The sequence below is a fragment of the Sphingobium sp. HDIP04 genome, from assembly GCF_000445085.1.
GTDB classification, from domain to species: Bacteria; Pseudomonadota; Alphaproteobacteria; order Sphingomonadales; family Sphingomonadaceae; genus Sphingobium; species Sphingobium indicum.
The window spans coordinates 172,973-188,563 of record NZ_ATDO01000078.1 but is presented as its reverse complement, the minus strand read 5'-3'; the positions used below and the strand labels follow the sequence as shown (position 1 = coordinate 188,563).

Sequence of the window (15,591 nt, the reverse complement as noted above, 5' to 3'; positions counted from 1 at the left end):
TCAGGACTCCTTTTCCGGAGAGACAGGGACACAGGCTGTGCAGAGGTCGGGGCTCGACCAGGCGCAGCCGGTGGCGGTCGCGGGATCGAGGCAGGCATCGAATTGGGAGCAGCCGCACGTCATGCAGATCTGCGGCTCCTCGACGGCCTCGGGGCCGTAGCTGCGCAGATCGATCAGCTGCTGGAGGACGCGCCGCGAGAAGCGGAAGGCGTCGGCCAGCGCCGCCGATACGTCCGGGCTGATCGCCGCGACGTCCCGCTCGATACGCTCGATCCATGCGCGCCGGTCGATCTCGCCCAGGCGCGGCGACGTGTGGACCATGGCGGCGACGTCGTCGATCGACAGGCCAGCAGCCTGGCGGCGCTTTGACAGATATGTGCCAGGGCTCATCATGATCGTGGGTTTCCGGGCAGCAGGAAAGCCTGCCCGAAAGCGCGTCAGGAGCGCCGGGCCGGCCGGTGGATCAAAACTGGATCAAAAGATCGGCGGGGGATCGCCGGGCGGGATCAGGGCGGCTTGCGGCCAAGGCGGAGCAGCAGGCGGTCGACGAAGGATCGAACCTCCAGCAGTTCCTTCTGCGCCTTGGCTTCCTCGGCTGGGCCAGCGCCCGGGAGAGCCGCTTCCAGCACGGCCGTCTCGGCCTCGCCATTTTCCTTGATCAGGCGGATCGCCTCCAGATGGAGCTCCTGCCTGTCGCCGAACGCCTCCGCCTGGGCCGCGCGCACCATGTCGCCATAGGCCTCGAAAATGGGCGCGCCGATGCCGCCGGCGGCCTGATAGGCCACGTCCAGCCGGATCGCGGACGGCATGTTGATCTGTTCTTCCCGATCGACGTCGCCCCAGCCGCGCACGGTGCGCTCTCCATAGCCGGTCACGGTTGCCATTTCCTGCCAGCCGCCTTCCAGTTGGCCGGCGATGCGGGCGAGGGCGGCGTCGATCGAGAGCGGCGCGCGGCGCTTTGTCACTTGCCGGCTCCCTTCTTCGGTGCGACCCGAAGAAACGGGTTGGGCCTCGCGCCCGGCCAGGCTGCGTTGGACCCCGAACGGCCGGCGCGTCCGTTCGTGTCGGTCCGGACGTTCAGGTCCGTCCGACCGGAAGAAAAAGCTGCCGCCGATCCGGGGTGAATTAGATCGGCGGCAGCAGGCAGTGACCCCGGCAAAGGGTCTGCATGGGAGCCGGGGGTCACGGGTCGCGGGAATCCACCAAAAAGGGCGGGGGATTGGGAGAGACAGGCGCTCAGCAGCGGAAATAGGAAGGTGCGTGCGTCGGTCATGCCCTTACACCTTCCAAGCGATCATCGCTCGACCGGGCGTCTTTCAGCCCGAGCGCAACCGCCACCCGATGCGACACGCCGCGCCGGCATGCGCGGCGTCCCGACAAAACTTCGTAGACCAATCGTCGGCTGAACCCGTGCTCGTCGGCCCACTGCGCATAGCTGATCCCTTGCGCCGTCAGACGCGCTTTCGCCTGGGCTGCTGCCTGCGCGGTGAAGCCGCGCGCAGCGTCGCCCCGCAAAGCGGACGGAGTTGGAGACTCAGTCATGATGTGCGATGAACCTAACTGTGGAACCGAGTGCAAAAATTCAACAGAATTGCGTAAAGGTCAAGAGAGAATTGTTCAGCCTTGATGAAATGGCCGCACGTTTGAGAAGTGAGCGGAAAGCGCGTGGCTTGAATCAAACTGATTTCAGCGCATTAGGAGGCGTGGGCCTGCAAACCCAGAGCCGCTACGAGAAGGCGGAAACAGAACCGGGAGCCAGCTATTTTGCGAGTCTGGCTGACGCTGGCGTGGATGTTCTGTTCATTCTCACCGGCGATCGACAAAGTGATTCTTTGCCTGTCGATGTTGGCAGGGCGGCGAAGTTTCTTATGGAGATGACTCCAGATGCGAGGGCTTCATTCCTCAAATTGATGGAGACGCTCGCAAACAAGCCGCCATTCCCGCCCGCAAAATACCGGACTTATCTTTGAGAGACGCCCACGGTTTTCGTCACGAGGTCGTAATAAAGCTGAATTGGCGGTGTGAGATGAGATGCATGACATTGGCCGGAGCGTATCATGATAGGCTTCTTCCTCGGCCTTTCGCTTGTTGCCTGGTTCACCTATCGCCTGCTCGTCTCAGCGTAACGCTACCCGATTGACGCACGCACATTTTGTTCCTCTTATGTTCTCATGCTGGATGACAGTCGACTCAGGGAACATGCAAGACAAGCCGGGTGGAAGTTCCGCTGGCGGACCTGGCGCAAGGGAACCCATTGGTACGCCGAAGCGCGTGCGTGGAAGGATGGCAAGCCGGTCGGCTGGTTCGGCACGTCGACCCTGGACGGTGAACAGGTGGCGCTCGACCATGTCACGATGTTGCTGATCCGTGGGCATCGGCAACCGCAACCCTATCCCCTCAACCTGATGGACCAGCGACAACAGGGCAAGGGCGGCCGCACGTAACTGGATTTTCAGCCATTTTCGCCATATGTTCTCCCACACAGGGAGGCGCCCCCATGGGGATCATCGACGATATACCCCGCCTGTCGCCTGTCATGGCGAGCAGGAAGCTGCAGGTGCTGAGCTTTATTCGGCGCTTCTATCATGAACATGGCGTCGGTCCGTCGCTGAGCGAGATTGCGGCGGCGCTGGGCACCAACCGATCTCGCGTCCAGGACGCGATCCGGAAGCTGGCGCGGGAAGGGCGGCTGCACCGCGTGCCCGGGCAGACGCGCGGGGTGCGCCCCGCCGAGACGCGGGAAGAGGCGCTGCGCCTGCTGCAGACGGAAGGATGGACCGTCAATCCGGACCGGCTGGAGCTGGTGCATCCCAATGCGCTGCCGCTGTTGGATATCGAGGAAATCGTTACAAATTCGAGCCTGCCGCCGGATCCCGCGAGCGCCCATGATGGGCGCCAGCAGGGAGCGATGGGACATGGGGAAAGGCGGACGGGCCAAGGCGGGGAGCGCAAAGCCGGATAGCATCAGCGCGCGTCGTGAGCGCATGCATGCATGCAATCGCAGCAGCTGGGCGAAGCGGCACCCGCAGCGCGCGGCCGAGGAGCGCGCCTTCCGCAAGGAGCGCGCGGAGCTGCTGGACGGGTTCAGCCACAAGCGCAACGGCACACCGGAAACGCATTATCATGCCGGCCAGATGCAGCAGGGCGCGATCATGCGGCTTTATGTGAGCGGCTGTCTGTCGATCGAGGACGTCGCCGCGGCCGCGCAGATCCGGGCGGTGGCGGAACGCATCGCGCGCGACGTGACCGTGCGCACAGCCAGCCTTGAAACAAGGGTCGATACGAGCCGGCACGGCGACGCCTTCTTCGAATCCCTGGGGGCAGTGTGGAACGAGATGACCTATTCGCGCTGGCGATCGCGGATCGGCGCCAACGCCGCGCTGGTGATGGACATTGTCGTTCGCGACAGCGGACTCGCCCGCGCGGCGGCCACGCATCAAGCGCATCCCCGGCGCGTTCGACGGCTCCTGAGAGAGGCGCTCGAGGAATGGACATGGATCCACGCCATGGTCCGCCGGGAGGTCAGTTCGGCCGACCTGGTCGCGGCGCATGCCGGCATTTTGTAGGGAGCATCGGAATGACTGACCCGAGGGAGATGGCCAAGGCGATGGACGAGATGGCGATCCTCGTCACCGCCATGGCGAAGCACGCCGCCGATATCGCTCATGCACGCCGCGCTTTGTATGACGCCTATATCGCGGAAGGCTTCAGCAAGGCGCAGGCGTTGGAACTTTGCAAGGCGCTCACGCTATGAGCGCAGGCGGGCGGGCATTTTTGTGATGGCAGCATTTCCACATGACCTGGTGGTGAAAGGTATCACTATCGGCCATTTCATCGGGGAGACGCGCGAGAAGCCGAGGACCGCACAAGGGATCGGGCCGATCATCATCGATCTGCATTTCCGCCCAAACTGGCCCGGGCTTTGGCATGTGATGGCGCTGATGGCGGACCAGCCGGGTGACGATGAAAGGTGGCAGGCGTGAACGACTTTGTCGGCATCCGCTGGAGCCGGGACCGGCTTGGGCTCCACGTTACATTTCGCCTGACGTGGCGATTGTCCATCGGGATTGTCAGGCAGCCCGGGCGGTGGGCGGGCAGCGCCTATTTCTGGCGCCGCCGCATCTGGCTCCGGCCGATTGATTATGCGCTCGCGACAGATCGCCGACCATAAAACAGGACCGTTACAAAAACGAGCCTGCCCAAATGGCCACGAAACTGCCAAATCCGACCCCGCCACAATTGTATCCACCGCACCCGCTGCCCACCCGGTCAGCGGGTTTTGCTTTTCTGGAGGCGACCTTGCCCCAGTCCACGCCAGCCGCAGGTCATGCGCCCCGTCCCGAACGGCGCGCCACCGCCCCCGCGCTTGCCGACGCGCTCGAGAACCCGCGTGACGATCTCGACCGGCTGATCGGCGACCTGCGGCTGGCTACCCGGTTCAGCCAGGCCGATTTCGATCGGGCCGAAGAGCGGATGCAGATGATCTGCGCCGCGCTGATGCAGCCCTTCAGGGGCGGACGGGAGCCGTCGGCGTCGCCGCTCTGGCTGGAAACGCGCGGTGGCAAGTGCAGCGCGCTGTTCTGAGCCGAGGAGCTGTTGATGTGATCGACCTGGACCAAATCAAGCGGCTCGCCGAAGGCGACGGGACCGACAAGGTGCTCGTCACCAAGCGCTGGCTCCGCGCGATCGCCGTGGAACTGGAGAAGCGCCCTGCGGCTCACCCCACGGATGACACGTTCCAAAGCGTATTCGACAGTGTGTTCAGGACCGGAAGGCGATGAGCGAGGTTCTGCCACGCGGCACAGCGAGCGCCGAGCCCCCCGCCGGCGACGGCGTTGTGCCACCCGGCCGCCGCGCGATCGACGGTTCGATCTACTGGACCAATGCCGACGGCGGGCTGATCCCCGACGCGGCGGTGAAGTCGATCGACAAGCTGCAGGACGAGCTGGTCCGCAAGATCGTCGGCTTCGCGCTTCCACTATCCGCGCAGGTCGCGCGCTTCCGCCAGCACAGCTTCAACGACGTCGACGGCTTCGTCGCGCTGCTGGAGCAGGAATATCAGGCGCGGCGCGGCGGATCGAAGGGCAATCTCACCTTCACGTCGTTCGACGGGTTGCTGAAGGTGGTGGTGCAGGTTTCGGAGACGATCGTCTTCGGGCCTGAGCTGCAGGTCGCGAAGGGCATTGTCGACGAGTGCCTGCGCGAATGGTCGGCCGACAGCCGTATGGAGATCCGCGCGATCATCAACCGCGCCTTCGCTGTAGACAGCCAAGGGCGCATCAACCGCAACGATCTCTTTTCGCTGCTGCGCCTGGATATCGAGGATCCGCGCTGGCAGAAGGCGATGCAGGCGATCCGCGACAGTTTCCGCGTCGTAGGGTCGAAGCGCTATATCCGGCTCTACCAGCGGGATCATGCGCAGGCGGCCTGGCTGCCGATCACGATCGACGTGTCGGCCGCATGAGCAGCACCCATGTCGTCGCCGGCGATCGGCTGAAGCGCGAACTGGAGCGGTCGGCCGAGGCGGCCGACTGCACCATCGACTGGATAGTCGAGCGCTCCGGCCCGTGGAATTCGCCCAGCTTCACCGGCGGGCGCCATGCGTTGACGATGCTGGTCACCAACCCATCGAACCGCGCCTGGGTCGAGGACCTGGACGAACATTCCGTCTATCTGCCCGGGTTCGTGCTGGCGCAGCTCGATGTCGGCGCGATCGAGGAGAAGGGTGAGCAGCTGCTCGTCGAGATTGAGGCCGTCACGGTCAAGGAAGCGTAGGGAGCATCAGGTGGACATCCCTCGCGCTTTGAGCGTGCATAGCCCCATCTATGATCCCGCCTTGAGCGCTCGGCTCCGCATCACCGTTGATGGTCAGGTGCAACGCTATGCCATCGCTTATGACATCGATGCTGGGACTGTGCTCCGCCAAGCCGTTAACGCTGAGGGCAAATGCATCATCGTTGGAGATGAGATTAAGCACGAATGGGTGCGTGGTCTTGTTGAGGTGACGCTGATTGAAGCCACCACGCCGGCGTCCTGATGCCTCAGCAGCCGCCCCGCTTCAGGCCACCCGGGTGGCGACCGTCCGAGCCGTGGGCGACCAGCAAGGGCAAAAGCCGACAAGAGCGCGGCTACGGCGCGGATCATGACGCAATCCGCAAGCAGGTGCTGATCGAGGAGCCCTACTGCCGGCAGTGCATTGCCGACGGCGTCACGCCGCCGCGGCGCACCGCCTGCGCGGACCACATCAGCAACCGGGCTGAAGGCGGTCAGAACGTCCGGGCCAACTACCAAGGCCTTTGCTGGCCGCACCACAAGGCGAAGACGGCACGCGAAGCGGCGCGGTCTCGCCGATCGGCGAGCGGACCCGCCGGCGTCTGACGCGTCGCGGCGGCAGCCCAACAGCGGACCGACAGCGGACCGGCGACGGTGCGACGGAGTCCGGGCCGGGAGGGGGAGGGGTCAAAACGACCCCCTTGCCGGCCTAGGACCGCGCATGGAACCAAATTTTTGCGCGGTCAAAATCAAAGGGTAAAAAGTTGGGGGTCCGGGGATGGCGAGAGGTGGGCACCGCTCGGGCGCCGGGCGGAAGCGCAAGTCCCCCGAGGTGAAGGAAACGCAGGGCACATACCGCGCCGATCGCGACGCGAAGGTGAACGAGGATGTGCCGCTCGGCCCGATGATCGCACCGCTGCATCTGTCTGAGATCGAGCGCACATATTTCGCGTCGATCGCGCAGATCCTGGAAGAGCAAAAGCGGGCTAGCCCGCATTATGCCGATCACGTCGGGTTGCTGGCGCTGCGCCTGGCGCAGATCGCGCGTTTTCAGGCCGTGCTGGAAATGTCCGGCGACACCTTCACCAGCCAGACAGCGAAGAAGATCGACGGGAAGGAAGTCGTCTTCGAGATGATCCGGGCCCGACCGGAGGTCGCCATGCTGTCGGAAGCGCTACGGCACGCGCAGTCGCTGCTGGGCGAACTGATGCTGAATCCTTCGGCGGCGCTGAAGCTGGCAAGCGGCCACAAGGCGCAAGAAGATAATGATTTTGCGGGGTTTTGAGCTGATATGACCGATCGTTTCTTCTGCCCCCGCGGGCCTGGCGCGGACAGCCCGTTCAACGCGCCATTCAACGGCGAAGCGACCTGGCAGGAGGACCGGACCTGTTCCTACTGCGGGTCCCTGCACCCGGACGTGCTATTCGAGCAGATCGAAAAGGGCGCGCAGTTCGGGCCCACCGACAAGTCGCACAAGGTCTATGTCCACCTGATCGATCATGTCGTGCGCGGTGCCGGGAAGTTCTACTTCCAGCACCTCGACCAGTCGCAACGCGGGAAGTTCATTGAGCTCCTGAACGCCGGAGCGGTGAATATCGGCTATCCCGGCCATTTTTATGTGCTTCCGTTCTTCGCAATGCGCGCGCCGTCAGCGGGCTAAGCGAATGTGGCGGACGGACGCGACTATCCGGCCATTGCCCGGAAATATGCGGCCGATATCTGTTCGGGCAAGATCCCGGCTGGGCTGCAGATCCGGCTGCAGTGTCGGCGATTCCTGGATGAGCTGAAGCTCAGCAAGGTCCGGGCGAGCAAGTTCACCTTCGTCTTCGACGAGGAAAAGGCGGCGCGGCCGTGCCGTTTCATCGAGAAACTGCCGCATAGCAAAGGCAAATGGGCGCGGTCGAAAGAGCGCCTGGTCCTGCAGCCGTGGCAGATCTGGATCATCTGCGTCACCTTCGGGTGGGTTTATAGATCCGGGGATCGCAAAGGCCTCCGGCGATTCCGCCGGTTGTTCCTGGTCGTGCCGCGCAAGAACGGCAAGTCGGCGATCGCGGCCGGCATCGGCCTGTACATGCTCTGCGCCGACGGCGAGTTCGGCGCCGAGGTCTATTCGGGCGCGACCAACGAGAAACAGGCATGGGAGGTCTTCAAGCCCGCCCGCCTGATGGTCGAGCGCACGCCGGCGCTGAAGAAGCATTTTGGCCTGGAGGTGCCGGCGAAGGCGATCGTGAAGATCGCGGACGGGTCGAAGTTCGAGACGATCGTCGGCGATCCGGGCGATGGGCAAAGCCCCAGTTGCTCGATCCACGACGAATATCACGAACATGCCGACGACGCCCAGGTCGACACGATGGTCACCGGCATGGGTGCCCGCGACCAGCCGCTGCAGGTGCTCATCACCACCGCCGGCGATAACCTGGCTGGTCCGTGCTATGCGCTGATCCAGGAGGAGCGAAAGGTTCTGGCCGGGATCGGCCACAATGGCGGGCCGCCGCTGGACCATGAGACTTTCTTCGTCGAATATACCGTCGACGAGGGCGATGATTGGAAGTCCGAAGTCGCTCTGCGCAAGGCGAACCCGAACATCGATGTATCGGTGTCCGGCGATTTCCTCCGGGCGCGGATCCGCGACGCGATCGCGACGCCGCGCAAGGCCGGCGTGACGAAGACGAAGCACCTCAACCTTTGGGTTTCAGCAAAGGCGGCCTACTTCGATGTCGAAGCATGGCGCAAATGCAAGGATCCGGAGATCCCCGCAAACCCGCATGAGGCGCTGGCGCTGGACTGGTTGCGCGGCCGGCGCGTCATCCTGGGGCTGGACCTTGCGTCGAAGATCGACATCGCAGCCCTGGAATATCTCTTCCTGCCGCTTGGGGAAAAGGCGACCCAGGAGGACCCTTACATCCGCATCGGCCGATATTTCCTGCCGGCGGACACGGTTGCGGAGGTGCCGTCCTATCTCGGATGGGATGCTCTCGATCTGCTCGACGTCACGACGGGCAACATCGTTGACTATGACGAGATCGAGGCGGCGATCGACGAGGCCGCGGACCGTTTCCAGGTCGAGCATGTGCCATATGACCCGTTTCAGGCGACCCAGCTTTCGACCAGGCTGGCAAAGAATGGCGTGCCCGTCATCGAGTACCGGCCCACGGTGCTGAATTTCAGCGAGCCGATGAAGGAACTGGACGCGCTAATGCGGTCGCGCCGGATCATCCACGGCGGCGACCCGGTGATGGAGTGGGAAATCTCCAACGTCGTGGGCGCGCCGGACAAGAAGGACAACGTCTACCCCAACAAGCCGGAGGGGCAGCCGCATCTGAAAATCGACAATCCGGTCGCGCTTATGAGCGCGATCGGCGTCCACATGGGCGGGGAGAAGGAAGAAGTGCCGACGTCGCCCTGGGATGATCCCAATTACAGCATGGTGCCAAATTGAGGATCGCTTTCGAATTTCAGCGCGGTGGCGGCGGCGAGCAGCGGTCGCTTAACCCTCTGGAGAACCCGACCATTTCGAGCGGATCGTCGGCCGAAGATCTGCTGGCCTTCTTCGGCCTGCTCGGCAACGATCCTCAGCTGCCGCATGTCACGATCGACACGGCGCTCGAGGTTCCGTCGAACTGGTGCGCGGTTAATTTTCTTTCGCGCATGATGTCGAGCCTCCCGGTCCATGTGCTCAAAAGGGACGGCGACGGGAAGCTGAAGCAGACAACCGGCGACCTGCCCGCCTTGCTGAACAAAGCGCCGAATCCGGAATGGACCAGCCAGGGCTGGCGTGAATATATGTGGACGCAGGTATTCACCGGCGGTCGCGGTTGCACATGGATAGAGCGCCAAGGCAGCAAGGTGGTTGCCCTTTGGCCGATGGATCCCGATCGCACGACGGTCAGGCGCCGGCGGGGGCAGAAATTTTACCGCTTCGAGAATCGCGAATATCCGGCGGCCGATGTCATCGACGTCACCTTCCTGCTGAAGCGCAACCAGCTCGACGTCTACAGCCCCGTTTACAAGAACAAGCGCTCGATCGCGCTGATGCTCGCGATGAACGACTATGCGAGCTCGTTCTTCGCTAGTGGCGGAACGCCGCCTCTGGCGCTGGAAGGGCCTCTGCCGCAAGGCGCCGAAGCCTTCAAGCGCGCCCAAGCGGACATTCAGCGCGCCATCGACCTGGCCAAGCGCAGCGGATCATCGTTTTTCGGCATGCCGCCCGGCCATAAGCTCAATCCGATCGGCATCGATCCCCAGAAGGGGCAGACGATCGAGGGCAGGGCATTCCAAATCGGCGAATCCGCCCGCATCTGGGGACTCCCCCCCGTCTTCCTTCATGATCTGACCAAAGGGACGTTCAACAACGTTGAGCACCAGGATCTGCAGCTGGTGAAGCATGTCGTCACCCACTGGTCCGTGAAATTCGAACAGGAGCTGGATCTCAAGCTGTTCGGGCAGCGCAATCGCAGCCGTGAAGTGAAGCATAATGTCGATGGCGTTCAGCGCGGCGCCTTCAAAGATCGGGTCGAAGGCATCGCCAAGGCCATCCAGACGGCACAGCTCACGCCCAACGAGGGCCGTGCGCTCGATAACCGGCCGCCGCTGCCCAATGGCGACACGCTCTATATCCAGGGCGCTACGGTTCCGCTGGGCACGCAGCCCGTGTTGAAGACTCCCCCAGACGACGGAGAACCCGATGCCGAACCCGGCAAGCAAGCCGAATCCTGACGGTCGCGAGACGCGTGCGATCACGCGTGGCCTAGAGCTGCGCTCTATCGGCGGGAGCGAGACGCGGACTGCCGAGGGCTATGCCGCTCTCTTCAACGTCGAAACCGACATCGGCGGCTATTGGACGGAGGTCATCGCCCCGGGCGCCTTCACGAAGTCGCTCCAGGAACGCGACGTGGTGGCGCTGCATAGTCACGATACGGGTCGCGTCGTCGGCCGGACCGGCGCCGGCACCCTGACGCTGCGTGAAGATGCCACCGGGCTCGCCTTTTCCAACGACCTGCCCGACACCAGCGACGGTCGCGATCTGGCCGTCCAGATCGAGCGGCAGGACATTCCGGGCATGTCGTTCGGCTTCATCACCCGCAAGCAACAGTGGGACGAGACGATCGACCCGCCGAAGCGGACCATCCTCGAAGCCGAGCTTTACGAGATCACCTATACCGCATTTCCCGCCTATCCCGATACCAACGTCGGGCTGCGCTCGTTGGAAGCGGCGCGCGAGGAAGCGCGGAGCCTGGTTGAGCGGCCGAAGACATCGATGGCCGAGCGGCGGGCGCGCCAGGCGCAGCTGGAGCGCCGCATACGATAACCCATCCCGGCATAGCCGGTTGGCAGGAGCTTCCCGCTTCCCGCCCCCTTCGCCCGCCTCTGGCGGGCTTTTTCATGTCCAGGAGAATGACATGCCCACTTTGACCGAACTGCAGGAGAAGCGGGGCCAGCTGGTGACCCAGGCCCGCGAAGCCCTCGATGCCATCTCGGCGAATACGGACGACAGCCGCGCCGCCGAGCTGGAGGAACGCCATGACAGGATCATGGCCGATTTCGACAAGCTCGAAAAAACGATCGAGCGCGAAGAGCGCACTGCCCGGATCGAGCAGGAAGACCAGGAACGGCGCGAACGGAACCGTCCGCTCAATCCCGACGGCGAGTCGCGCTCCGGTGGCGACGAAGGCAAGGGCGACGACCAGGCGGAATATCGCGAAGCCTTCTATGCCTGCTTGCGCGAAGGCGGCAGCGTCGAGGGTCTGACCCGCGAACAGCGCGCTTTGCTGCGTCGCGGCCATCAGGAAGTCCGTACCCAGACCGGGGGCACGACGACCGCCGGCGGCTACACGGTGCCCAAGGAGCTCGCCAACGAGATCGTCCGGATCATGAAGGATTGGGGGCCGATGTACGACGGCTCCATCGTTCGCGAGATCGTCACGGGTTCGGGCAATGAGTTCGACATTCCGACCAATGACGATACGGGCAATTCGGCGTCGGCACTCAACGAGGGCGATGACCTGACCGATGACAACAGCGGCGACCTGGTGTTCGGGCAGAAGCGCCTGGACGCCTATGTCGACGCCACGCCGTGGGTGAAGATCAGCTTCGAGCTGATGCAGGACTCGGCATTTAACCTGGAGGAATTCCTGGGCGATGCGCTCGGCGAACGCCTCGGCCGCCGTGCCAACAACAAGTTGACCGTCGGTACCGGCACCGGCCAGGCCAATGGCGTGGTGACCGCCAGCACGCTCGGTAAGACTGCCGCGAGCGCGACCGCGATCGCCGCGGACGAGCTGCTCGATCTCCAGCATTCGGTTCGCGCCCCTTATCGGCGCAGCCCGAAGTGCCGCTGGATGTTCGCCGACACCACCATGCTGGCGATCCGCAAGCTGAAGGATGGCCAGGGCAACTATCTCTGGCAGATGGGCGACGTCCGGATCGGTCAGCCCGCCATGCTGCTCGACAAGCCCTATTCGATCAACGACGACATGGCGGCGATCGCCACCGGCCAGAAGACGGTGCTGTTCGGCGACTTCAGCCGCTATTGGGTGCGCAAGGTTGGCGCCCCGCTGATCGGGACCGTGCGCGAGCGCTTCTGGCCCAAGATCGGCATGGCCGGTCTGATCCGCTATGACGGCGAGCTGGTCGATACCATCGCGATCAAGCACCTGATCCAGGCCTAACGGCCGATCGAGGCGGGGCGGGCGATGGTCCGCCCTGCTTTTCCTCCAGCGCTGGAGCCTTCCATGGCAAAACAGACCCGCCAGGCGCGGACGAAGGCGGCTGCAAAGCCGTCGGTCGCCGCCACTCCCACCGCCGACGCGCCCGTTTCCGAGACTGCGGCGGCCGATCCGCCTGTCGATCAGGCGCCTGCCGAAACTCCGCCCGTCGATGCCGTGACGTATGTCGCAGAGGTGCAGGAGGCTCCTGCCGATGCGCCCGAGCCGCAGCCGGAAGCGCCGGTCAAAAATGCGCCCGCCGATATTCCGGCCGATCCGGAAGAGCAGCAGTGGGTCGAAATGAAAACGGGCCTTTCCGGGCCGGAATTCTCGCTCTCGCCTGGCGACAAGCGGCAATTCGGCGTCACCGAGGCCGGCCGGCTGAAGGACGCCGGTTTCGCACGGTTCTGCGCGCCTCCGGAAGAGGACTGATCGATGCTGAGCGCGCCGATCGTCATCACGCCGCCCACCGCGGACGTCATTGACCTGGAGGAGGTCAAGCTCTTCCTCCGCTATGATGGCACCGAGCTGGACGGCGAGATCGCAGATCATGTGCGCGCCGCAGTCGCGGAGATCGAGCGGACCACTGCCACGCGGTTGGCTGACCAGGTGGTGGAGGTTCGGTGCGATCGGTTCGCGGATCTGTCGCACCTTCAGGTGGGGCCCGTTTCCGCCATCGTATCGATTGCCTATGAGGATCCGGGCGGCGTAGCTACCACGCTTGCGGCGGATGCGTATGAGCTTGTCGGCGCCGGTCTGGAAATGGGCGTCCGGCCCGCGTTCGGCTATTCCTGGCCCGCGACCCGTGCCGCCGCCGGCGTCATCGCGGTCCGCCTGCAGGTCGGCTATGCGGCCGACGCGCTGCCGGCCACGCTGAAGCTGGCGCTGAAGATGCTGGTGCGGTCGAAATTCGACGGCACGCCGTTCGACCTGTTCGAGGCGACGGTCAACGACAGGATCTGGCTGTGAAAAGCGTGGTGGCGCTGCGCCTCAACAGGCGGGTGACCATCCTGCGGCGCGCGGAGGCGCGCGACCCGACCTACAATACCGTCCAAGTGGAGTGGGTGCCGCTCGGATCCGTGTGGGCGGAGGTCCGCGATTTGCTTCCCTCCCGCGCCGAGCGCGTGGCCGAAGCGGTCGACCTGGCGCAACGGCCGAGCCGAGTGCGGATGCGGTACCGGACCGACGTCGACACAACCAAGCGGCTGTCGTGGGATGGCCGCACCTTCCTGATCGTATCGGGCCCGGCCGAGCTGGGCAATCGCGAGGGCATCGAGCTCGTCGCCGAAGAGCTTTCCACCGTGGGGCAGGAACCATGAAATCAGTCTTCACCATCGACTATGACGACGGCAAGGTCCGGGCCGCGGCCGGGGATGACGTGCCGGCGGCGGTTCCCTCCCATCGCCAGCGGGTGCTGCGCCGCGCCGGCGTGATCAAGGCGGTCGATCCGCTCGATCATGATGCCAATGGCCGGAAAGGCGGCAGCCGTCCCCGGACGAGACGGAAAGCCAAGCCGTGACCACCATCAATCTGAAGGGCGGAAGGGAACTAGCCGCCTTTCTGGAGGCCTTCCCAGCCCGCTTGCAGAAGAACGCCATCCGGTCCGCCCTGACGGCCGCCGCAAAGCCCGTGCGTGACCAGGCTCGATTGGATGCCCCGCGCGAAAGCGGCCTAATGGCCAAGTCGATCAAGACGGGCAGCCCGCGGCCGCTGGACGACGGCACGGTCTCGATCAAGGTCCGCCTGGCAGGATCCCACAGCTATCTCGGCTATTTCTTCGAATATGGCGTGGCCCCGCATTTCATCCGGGCCGGTGACAGTGGCCTGTCCTCTCGCAAGCTGACGCAGAAGCTGAACCGGGAAGGATCGGAGGAGCACGCCGGCGCGATGAAGATCGGCGACAAGTTCGTGACGGGCGCCGTGCTGCACCCCGGTTTCGCCCCCAAGCCCTTCCTCCGCCCAGCGCTGGACCTGAAGGCGGACGACGCCATCAACGCTTTCGCCGATCGGCTTCGCTCCTACCTGAAGGACAAGACGGGTTTCACGGCGCCGGCGCGGCTGGACGAGGTCGACGAATGAACGGGGTGGCTGCGGTCCTGCAGCTGCTCACGACCGACGACGCGGTCCTGGCGCTGGTGGCGGTCGACAATATCATGGCCGGCGTGCTGCCGCAGGGGACGCAGCTGCCCGGAATCGGCGTGGCGCCGGTGTCGAGCGTCGACCTGCAGTTCATTCCGGACGAGGCGCGGCGCTTCACCAGCGACCGGGTGCAGGCAACCGTCATGGCGCGCACCTTCCCTGAGCTTCAGGCCATCCTGAAGGCAGTAAAGTCCGCCGGCGACGGCAAGCGGCCGATCGTCGCCGGCATCGACGGCGTCAGCGTGCGCACGGACGGGCAGGGGCCATGGTTCATGGACGAGGCCGCCGCCATCCACATTCAGCCGCAGGACTTCCGCGTCACCTATACCCAGGACGCATAGATCTTCCCGTCGAGGAATGAACCGCCCCCGCCGTGACGGGCGCTTCCGGCTCCCATCAGGGAGCCTTTTTTTGTCTGGAGTATACATATGGACGGTTTCGCCACCTCGGCCGGAACGACGATCGCGCTCAGCGCGGCAGCCCCGGCGACTTACAATGAAGCGGGCTATGAGGCCCTGACCTGGACGACGATCGGCAAGGTCACCGACCTGGGCGAGATCCCTTCGCGCGTGTATGAGCTGGTGACGCTCTATTTCGTCGCCTCGCGCGGCATGGCGAAGGCCAAGGGCGGCTATCAGCTAGGTTCGCAGACGATCGTCTATGCGATCGATCCGGACGACACCGGACAGGCGCTGGTCGATACCGCGACCGACAGCGATAGCGCCTATTCGGTCAAGATCAACCACCCGCAGTTCGGCGCGATCTATGCCCGCGCCCTGGTCATGGGCGGGCCCAAGACCTATTCGGACGTCAACACCGCCTCCACCCGCTCCGTGACGATCGAATATACCATCGTCAGCGATACCGAGGATGGCGTCGTCGCGGTTCCGGCCGACTGATCCCCTGACAACCCGTGAGTTGAGTTCGCCCCGCCTTCGCGCGGGGTTTTTTGTCCCTGCCGCCGTCACGGAGGCGG

General features: G+C 64.4%; 28 protein-coding genes. 25 read left to right on the top strand and 3 right to left on the bottom strand.

The annotated features are described in order from the left end of the window. From L286_RS34115 to L286_RS49765, 3 genes are all read right to left on the bottom strand, one after another. Complete coding sequence (locus L286_RS34115; RefSeq protein ID WP_020820930.1) at positions 1-393, bottom strand: helix-turn-helix domain-containing protein; 393 nt, start codon at positions 391-393, stop codon at positions 1-3. 113 nt (positions 394-506) lie between these two features. Continuing rightward, on the bottom strand, positions 507-965 hold the full coding sequence (locus L286_RS34110; RefSeq protein WP_020820929.1) for a hypothetical protein: 459 nt from the start codon (positions 963-965) through the stop codon (positions 507-509). Between the two features lie 304 nt (positions 966-1,269). Continuing rightward, positions 1,270-1,542 (bottom strand): DNA-binding protein, encoded by a 273-nt coding sequence (locus L286_RS49765; RefSeq protein ID WP_084498517.1) that lies wholly within the window; start codon positions 1,540-1,542, stop codon positions 1,270-1,272. An 8-nt stretch (positions 1,543-1,550) separates the two neighbouring features. On the opposite strand from L286_RS49765, the gene L286_RS47890 reads away from it, so the two are divergent. From L286_RS47890 to L286_RS34000, 25 genes are all read left to right on the top strand, one after another. After that, complete coding sequence (locus tag L286_RS47890) at positions 1,551-1,970, top strand: helix-turn-helix domain-containing protein (protein WP_020820927.1); 420 nt, start codon at positions 1,551-1,553, stop codon at positions 1,968-1,970. Positions 1,971-2,171: 201 nt separating this feature from the next. Continuing rightward, entirely contained in the window at positions 2,172-2,444 is a 273-nt protein-coding gene (locus L286_RS34100) for a hypothetical protein (RefSeq protein ID WP_020820926.1), read from the top strand. Between the two features lie 53 nt (positions 2,445-2,497). Further along, complete coding sequence (locus tag L286_RS47480) at positions 2,498-2,962, top strand: LexA family protein (RefSeq protein ID WP_020820925.1); 465 nt, start codon at positions 2,498-2,500, stop codon at positions 2,960-2,962. Continuing rightward, positions 2,916-3,566, top strand: coding sequence for a hypothetical protein (locus L286_RS34095; RefSeq protein WP_238559309.1), 651 nt, complete (start codon positions 2,916-2,918; stop codon positions 3,564-3,566). Before L286_RS47480 ends, L286_RS34095 begins: the two co-directional genes overlap by 47 nt. A gap of 11 nt (positions 3,567-3,577) precedes the next feature. Further along, the gene (locus L286_RS48960; RefSeq protein WP_160167758.1) at positions 3,578-3,754 is read left to right on the top strand and encodes a hypothetical protein; all 177 of its coding nucleotides are present in this window, start codon (positions 3,578-3,580) and stop codon (positions 3,752-3,754) included. Between the two features lie 22 nt (positions 3,755-3,776). After that, positions 3,777-3,983, top strand: coding sequence for a hypothetical protein (locus L286_RS34090; RefSeq protein ID WP_125445792.1), 207 nt, complete (start codon positions 3,777-3,779; stop codon positions 3,981-3,983). 316 nt (positions 3,984-4,299) lie between these two features. Further along, a complete protein-coding gene (locus L286_RS34085; RefSeq protein ID WP_021223336.1) occupies positions 4,300-4,584 on the top strand; it encodes a hypothetical protein in 285 nt (94 codons plus the stop codon). Positions 4,585-4,601: 17 nt separating this feature from the next. Next, positions 4,602-4,781 (top strand): hypothetical protein, encoded by a 180-nt coding sequence (locus tag L286_RS34080; protein ID WP_020820919.1) that lies wholly within the window; start codon positions 4,602-4,604, stop codon positions 4,779-4,781. Next, positions 4,778-5,464, top strand: coding sequence for a DUF3164 family protein (locus L286_RS34075; protein WP_020820918.1), 687 nt, complete (start codon positions 4,778-4,780; stop codon positions 5,462-5,464). The genes L286_RS34080 and L286_RS34075 overlap by 4 nt, the downstream gene beginning before the upstream one ends. Continuing rightward, entirely contained in the window at positions 5,461-5,775 is a 315-nt protein-coding gene (locus tag L286_RS34070) for a hypothetical protein (RefSeq protein WP_020820917.1), read from the top strand. The genes L286_RS34075 and L286_RS34070 overlap by 4 nt, the downstream gene beginning before the upstream one ends. A 10-nt stretch (positions 5,776-5,785) precedes the next feature. Beyond that, the gene (locus L286_RS34065) at positions 5,786-6,037 is read left to right on the top strand and encodes a hypothetical protein (protein ID WP_020820916.1); all 252 of its coding nucleotides are present in this window, start codon (positions 5,786-5,788) and stop codon (positions 6,035-6,037) included. After that, positions 6,037-6,378, top strand: a complete 342-nt coding sequence (locus L286_RS34060) for an HNH endonuclease signature motif containing protein (protein ID WP_020820915.1) — start codon at positions 6,037-6,039, stop codon at positions 6,376-6,378. The genes L286_RS34065 and L286_RS34060 overlap by 1 nt, the downstream gene beginning before the upstream one ends. Positions 6,379-6,550: 172 nt before the next feature. Beyond that, positions 6,551-7,057, top strand: a complete 507-nt coding sequence (locus L286_RS34055; RefSeq protein ID WP_020820914.1) for a P27 family phage terminase small subunit — start codon at positions 6,551-6,553, stop codon at positions 7,055-7,057. Between the two features lie 6 nt (positions 7,058-7,063). Further along, on the top strand, positions 7,064-7,432 hold the full coding sequence (locus L286_RS34050; RefSeq protein WP_020820913.1) for a hypothetical protein: 369 nt from the start codon (positions 7,064-7,066) through the stop codon (positions 7,430-7,432). Positions 7,433-7,438: 6 nt separating this feature from the next. Further along, complete coding sequence (locus L286_RS34045; protein WP_020820912.1) at positions 7,439-9,211, top strand: terminase large subunit; 1,773 nt, start codon at positions 7,439-7,441, stop codon at positions 9,209-9,211. Further along, a complete protein-coding gene (locus L286_RS34040) occupies positions 9,208-10,488 on the top strand; it encodes a phage portal protein (RefSeq protein ID WP_020820911.1) in 1,281 nt (426 codons plus the stop codon). Before L286_RS34045 ends, L286_RS34040 begins: the two co-directional genes overlap by 4 nt. Continuing rightward, positions 10,457-11,080: an HK97 family phage prohead protease gene (locus L286_RS34035; RefSeq protein ID WP_020820910.1), complete on the top strand. Its 624-nt coding sequence runs from the start codon at positions 10,457-10,459 to the stop codon at positions 11,078-11,080. The genes L286_RS34040 and L286_RS34035 overlap by 32 nt, the downstream gene beginning before the upstream one ends. A 91-nt stretch (positions 11,081-11,171) precedes the next feature. After that, positions 11,172-12,440, top strand: coding sequence for a phage major capsid protein (locus L286_RS34030; RefSeq protein ID WP_020820909.1), 1,269 nt, complete (start codon positions 11,172-11,174; stop codon positions 12,438-12,440). A gap of 63 nt (positions 12,441-12,503) precedes the next feature. Then, positions 12,504-12,908 carry a hypothetical protein gene (locus L286_RS34025; RefSeq protein ID WP_020820908.1) on the top strand — a complete coding sequence of 135 codons (405 nt, stop codon included), beginning with the start codon at positions 12,504-12,506 and terminating at the stop codon, positions 12,906-12,908. Positions 12,909-12,911: 3 nt separating this feature from the next. Next, a complete protein-coding gene (locus L286_RS47475; protein ID WP_020820907.1) occupies positions 12,912-13,445 on the top strand; it encodes a head-tail connector protein in 534 nt (177 codons plus the stop codon). Further along, positions 13,442-13,795 (top strand): phage head closure protein, encoded by a 354-nt coding sequence (locus L286_RS34015; RefSeq protein ID WP_020820906.1) that lies wholly within the window; start codon positions 13,442-13,444, stop codon positions 13,793-13,795. The genes L286_RS47475 and L286_RS34015 overlap by 4 nt, the downstream gene beginning before the upstream one ends. Beyond that, a complete protein-coding gene (locus L286_RS47470; RefSeq protein WP_020820905.1) occupies positions 13,792-13,995 on the top strand; it encodes a hypothetical protein in 204 nt (67 codons plus the stop codon). The genes L286_RS34015 and L286_RS47470 overlap by 4 nt, the downstream gene beginning before the upstream one ends. Then, positions 13,992-14,555, top strand: coding sequence for an HK97-gp10 family putative phage morphogenesis protein (locus tag L286_RS34010; protein ID WP_020820904.1), 564 nt, complete (start codon positions 13,992-13,994; stop codon positions 14,553-14,555). Before L286_RS47470 ends, L286_RS34010 begins: the two co-directional genes overlap by 4 nt. Positions 14,556-14,560: 5 nt before the next feature. Then, on the top strand, positions 14,561-14,956 hold the full coding sequence (gene gp17 / locus L286_RS34005) for a tail completion protein gp17 (protein WP_020820903.1): 396 nt from the start codon (positions 14,561-14,563) through the stop codon (positions 14,954-14,956). Between the two features lie 87 nt (positions 14,957-15,043). Then, a complete protein-coding gene (locus tag L286_RS34000) occupies positions 15,044-15,514 on the top strand; it encodes a hypothetical protein (RefSeq protein WP_020820902.1) in 471 nt (156 codons plus the stop codon). Positions 15,515-15,591: the final 77 nt, after the last annotated feature.

What these genes read in the sequence shown, in the direction of transcription:
- L286_RS34115 (WP_020820930.1), bottom strand. Translation starts at nt 393, where the DNA reads ATGATGAGCCCTGGCACATATCTGTCAAAGCGCCGCCAGGCTGCTGGC.
- L286_RS49765 (WP_084498517.1), bottom strand. Translation starts at nt 1,542, where the DNA reads ATGACTGAGTCTCCAACTCCGTCCGCTTTGCGGGGCGACGCTGCGCGC.
- L286_RS47890 (WP_020820927.1), top strand. Translation starts at nt 1,551, where the DNA reads ATGAACCTAACTGTGGAACCGAGTGCAAAAATTCAACAGAATTGCGTA.
- L286_RS34100 (WP_020820926.1), top strand. Translation starts at nt 2,172, where the DNA reads ATGCTGGATGACAGTCGACTCAGGGAACATGCAAGACAAGCCGGGTGG.
- L286_RS47480 (WP_020820925.1), top strand. Translation starts at nt 2,498, where the DNA reads ATGGGGATCATCGACGATATACCCCGCCTGTCGCCTGTCATGGCGAGC.
- L286_RS34095 (WP_238559309.1), top strand. Translation starts at nt 2,916, where the DNA reads ATGGGGAAAGGCGGACGGGCCAAGGCGGGGAGCGCAAAGCCGGATAGC.
- L286_RS48960 (WP_160167758.1), top strand. Translation starts at nt 3,578, where the DNA reads ATGACTGACCCGAGGGAGATGGCCAAGGCGATGGACGAGATGGCGATC.
- L286_RS34075 (WP_020820918.1), top strand. Translation starts at nt 4,778, where the DNA reads ATGAGCGAGGTTCTGCCACGCGGCACAGCGAGCGCCGAGCCCCCCGCC.
- L286_RS34070 (WP_020820917.1), top strand. Translation starts at nt 5,461, where the DNA reads ATGAGCAGCACCCATGTCGTCGCCGGCGATCGGCTGAAGCGCGAACTG.
- L286_RS34060 (WP_020820915.1), top strand. Translation starts at nt 6,037, where the DNA reads ATGCCTCAGCAGCCGCCCCGCTTCAGGCCACCCGGGTGGCGACCGTCC.
- L286_RS34055 (WP_020820914.1), top strand. Translation starts at nt 6,551, where the DNA reads ATGGCGAGAGGTGGGCACCGCTCGGGCGCCGGGCGGAAGCGCAAGTCC.
- L286_RS34050 (WP_020820913.1), top strand. Translation starts at nt 7,064, where the DNA reads ATGACCGATCGTTTCTTCTGCCCCCGCGGGCCTGGCGCGGACAGCCCG.
- L286_RS34035 (WP_020820910.1), top strand. Translation starts at nt 10,457, where the DNA reads ATGCCGAACCCGGCAAGCAAGCCGAATCCTGACGGTCGCGAGACGCGT.
- L286_RS34030 (WP_020820909.1), top strand. Translation starts at nt 11,172, where the DNA reads ATGCCCACTTTGACCGAACTGCAGGAGAAGCGGGGCCAGCTGGTGACC.
- L286_RS34025 (WP_020820908.1), top strand. Translation starts at nt 12,504, where the DNA reads ATGGCAAAACAGACCCGCCAGGCGCGGACGAAGGCGGCTGCAAAGCCG.
- L286_RS47475 (WP_020820907.1), top strand. Translation starts at nt 12,912, where the DNA reads ATGCTGAGCGCGCCGATCGTCATCACGCCGCCCACCGCGGACGTCATT.
- L286_RS47470 (WP_020820905.1), top strand. Translation starts at nt 13,792, where the DNA reads ATGAAATCAGTCTTCACCATCGACTATGACGACGGCAAGGTCCGGGCC.
- L286_RS34000 (WP_020820902.1), top strand. Translation starts at nt 15,044, where the DNA reads ATGGACGGTTTCGCCACCTCGGCCGGAACGACGATCGCGCTCAGCGCG.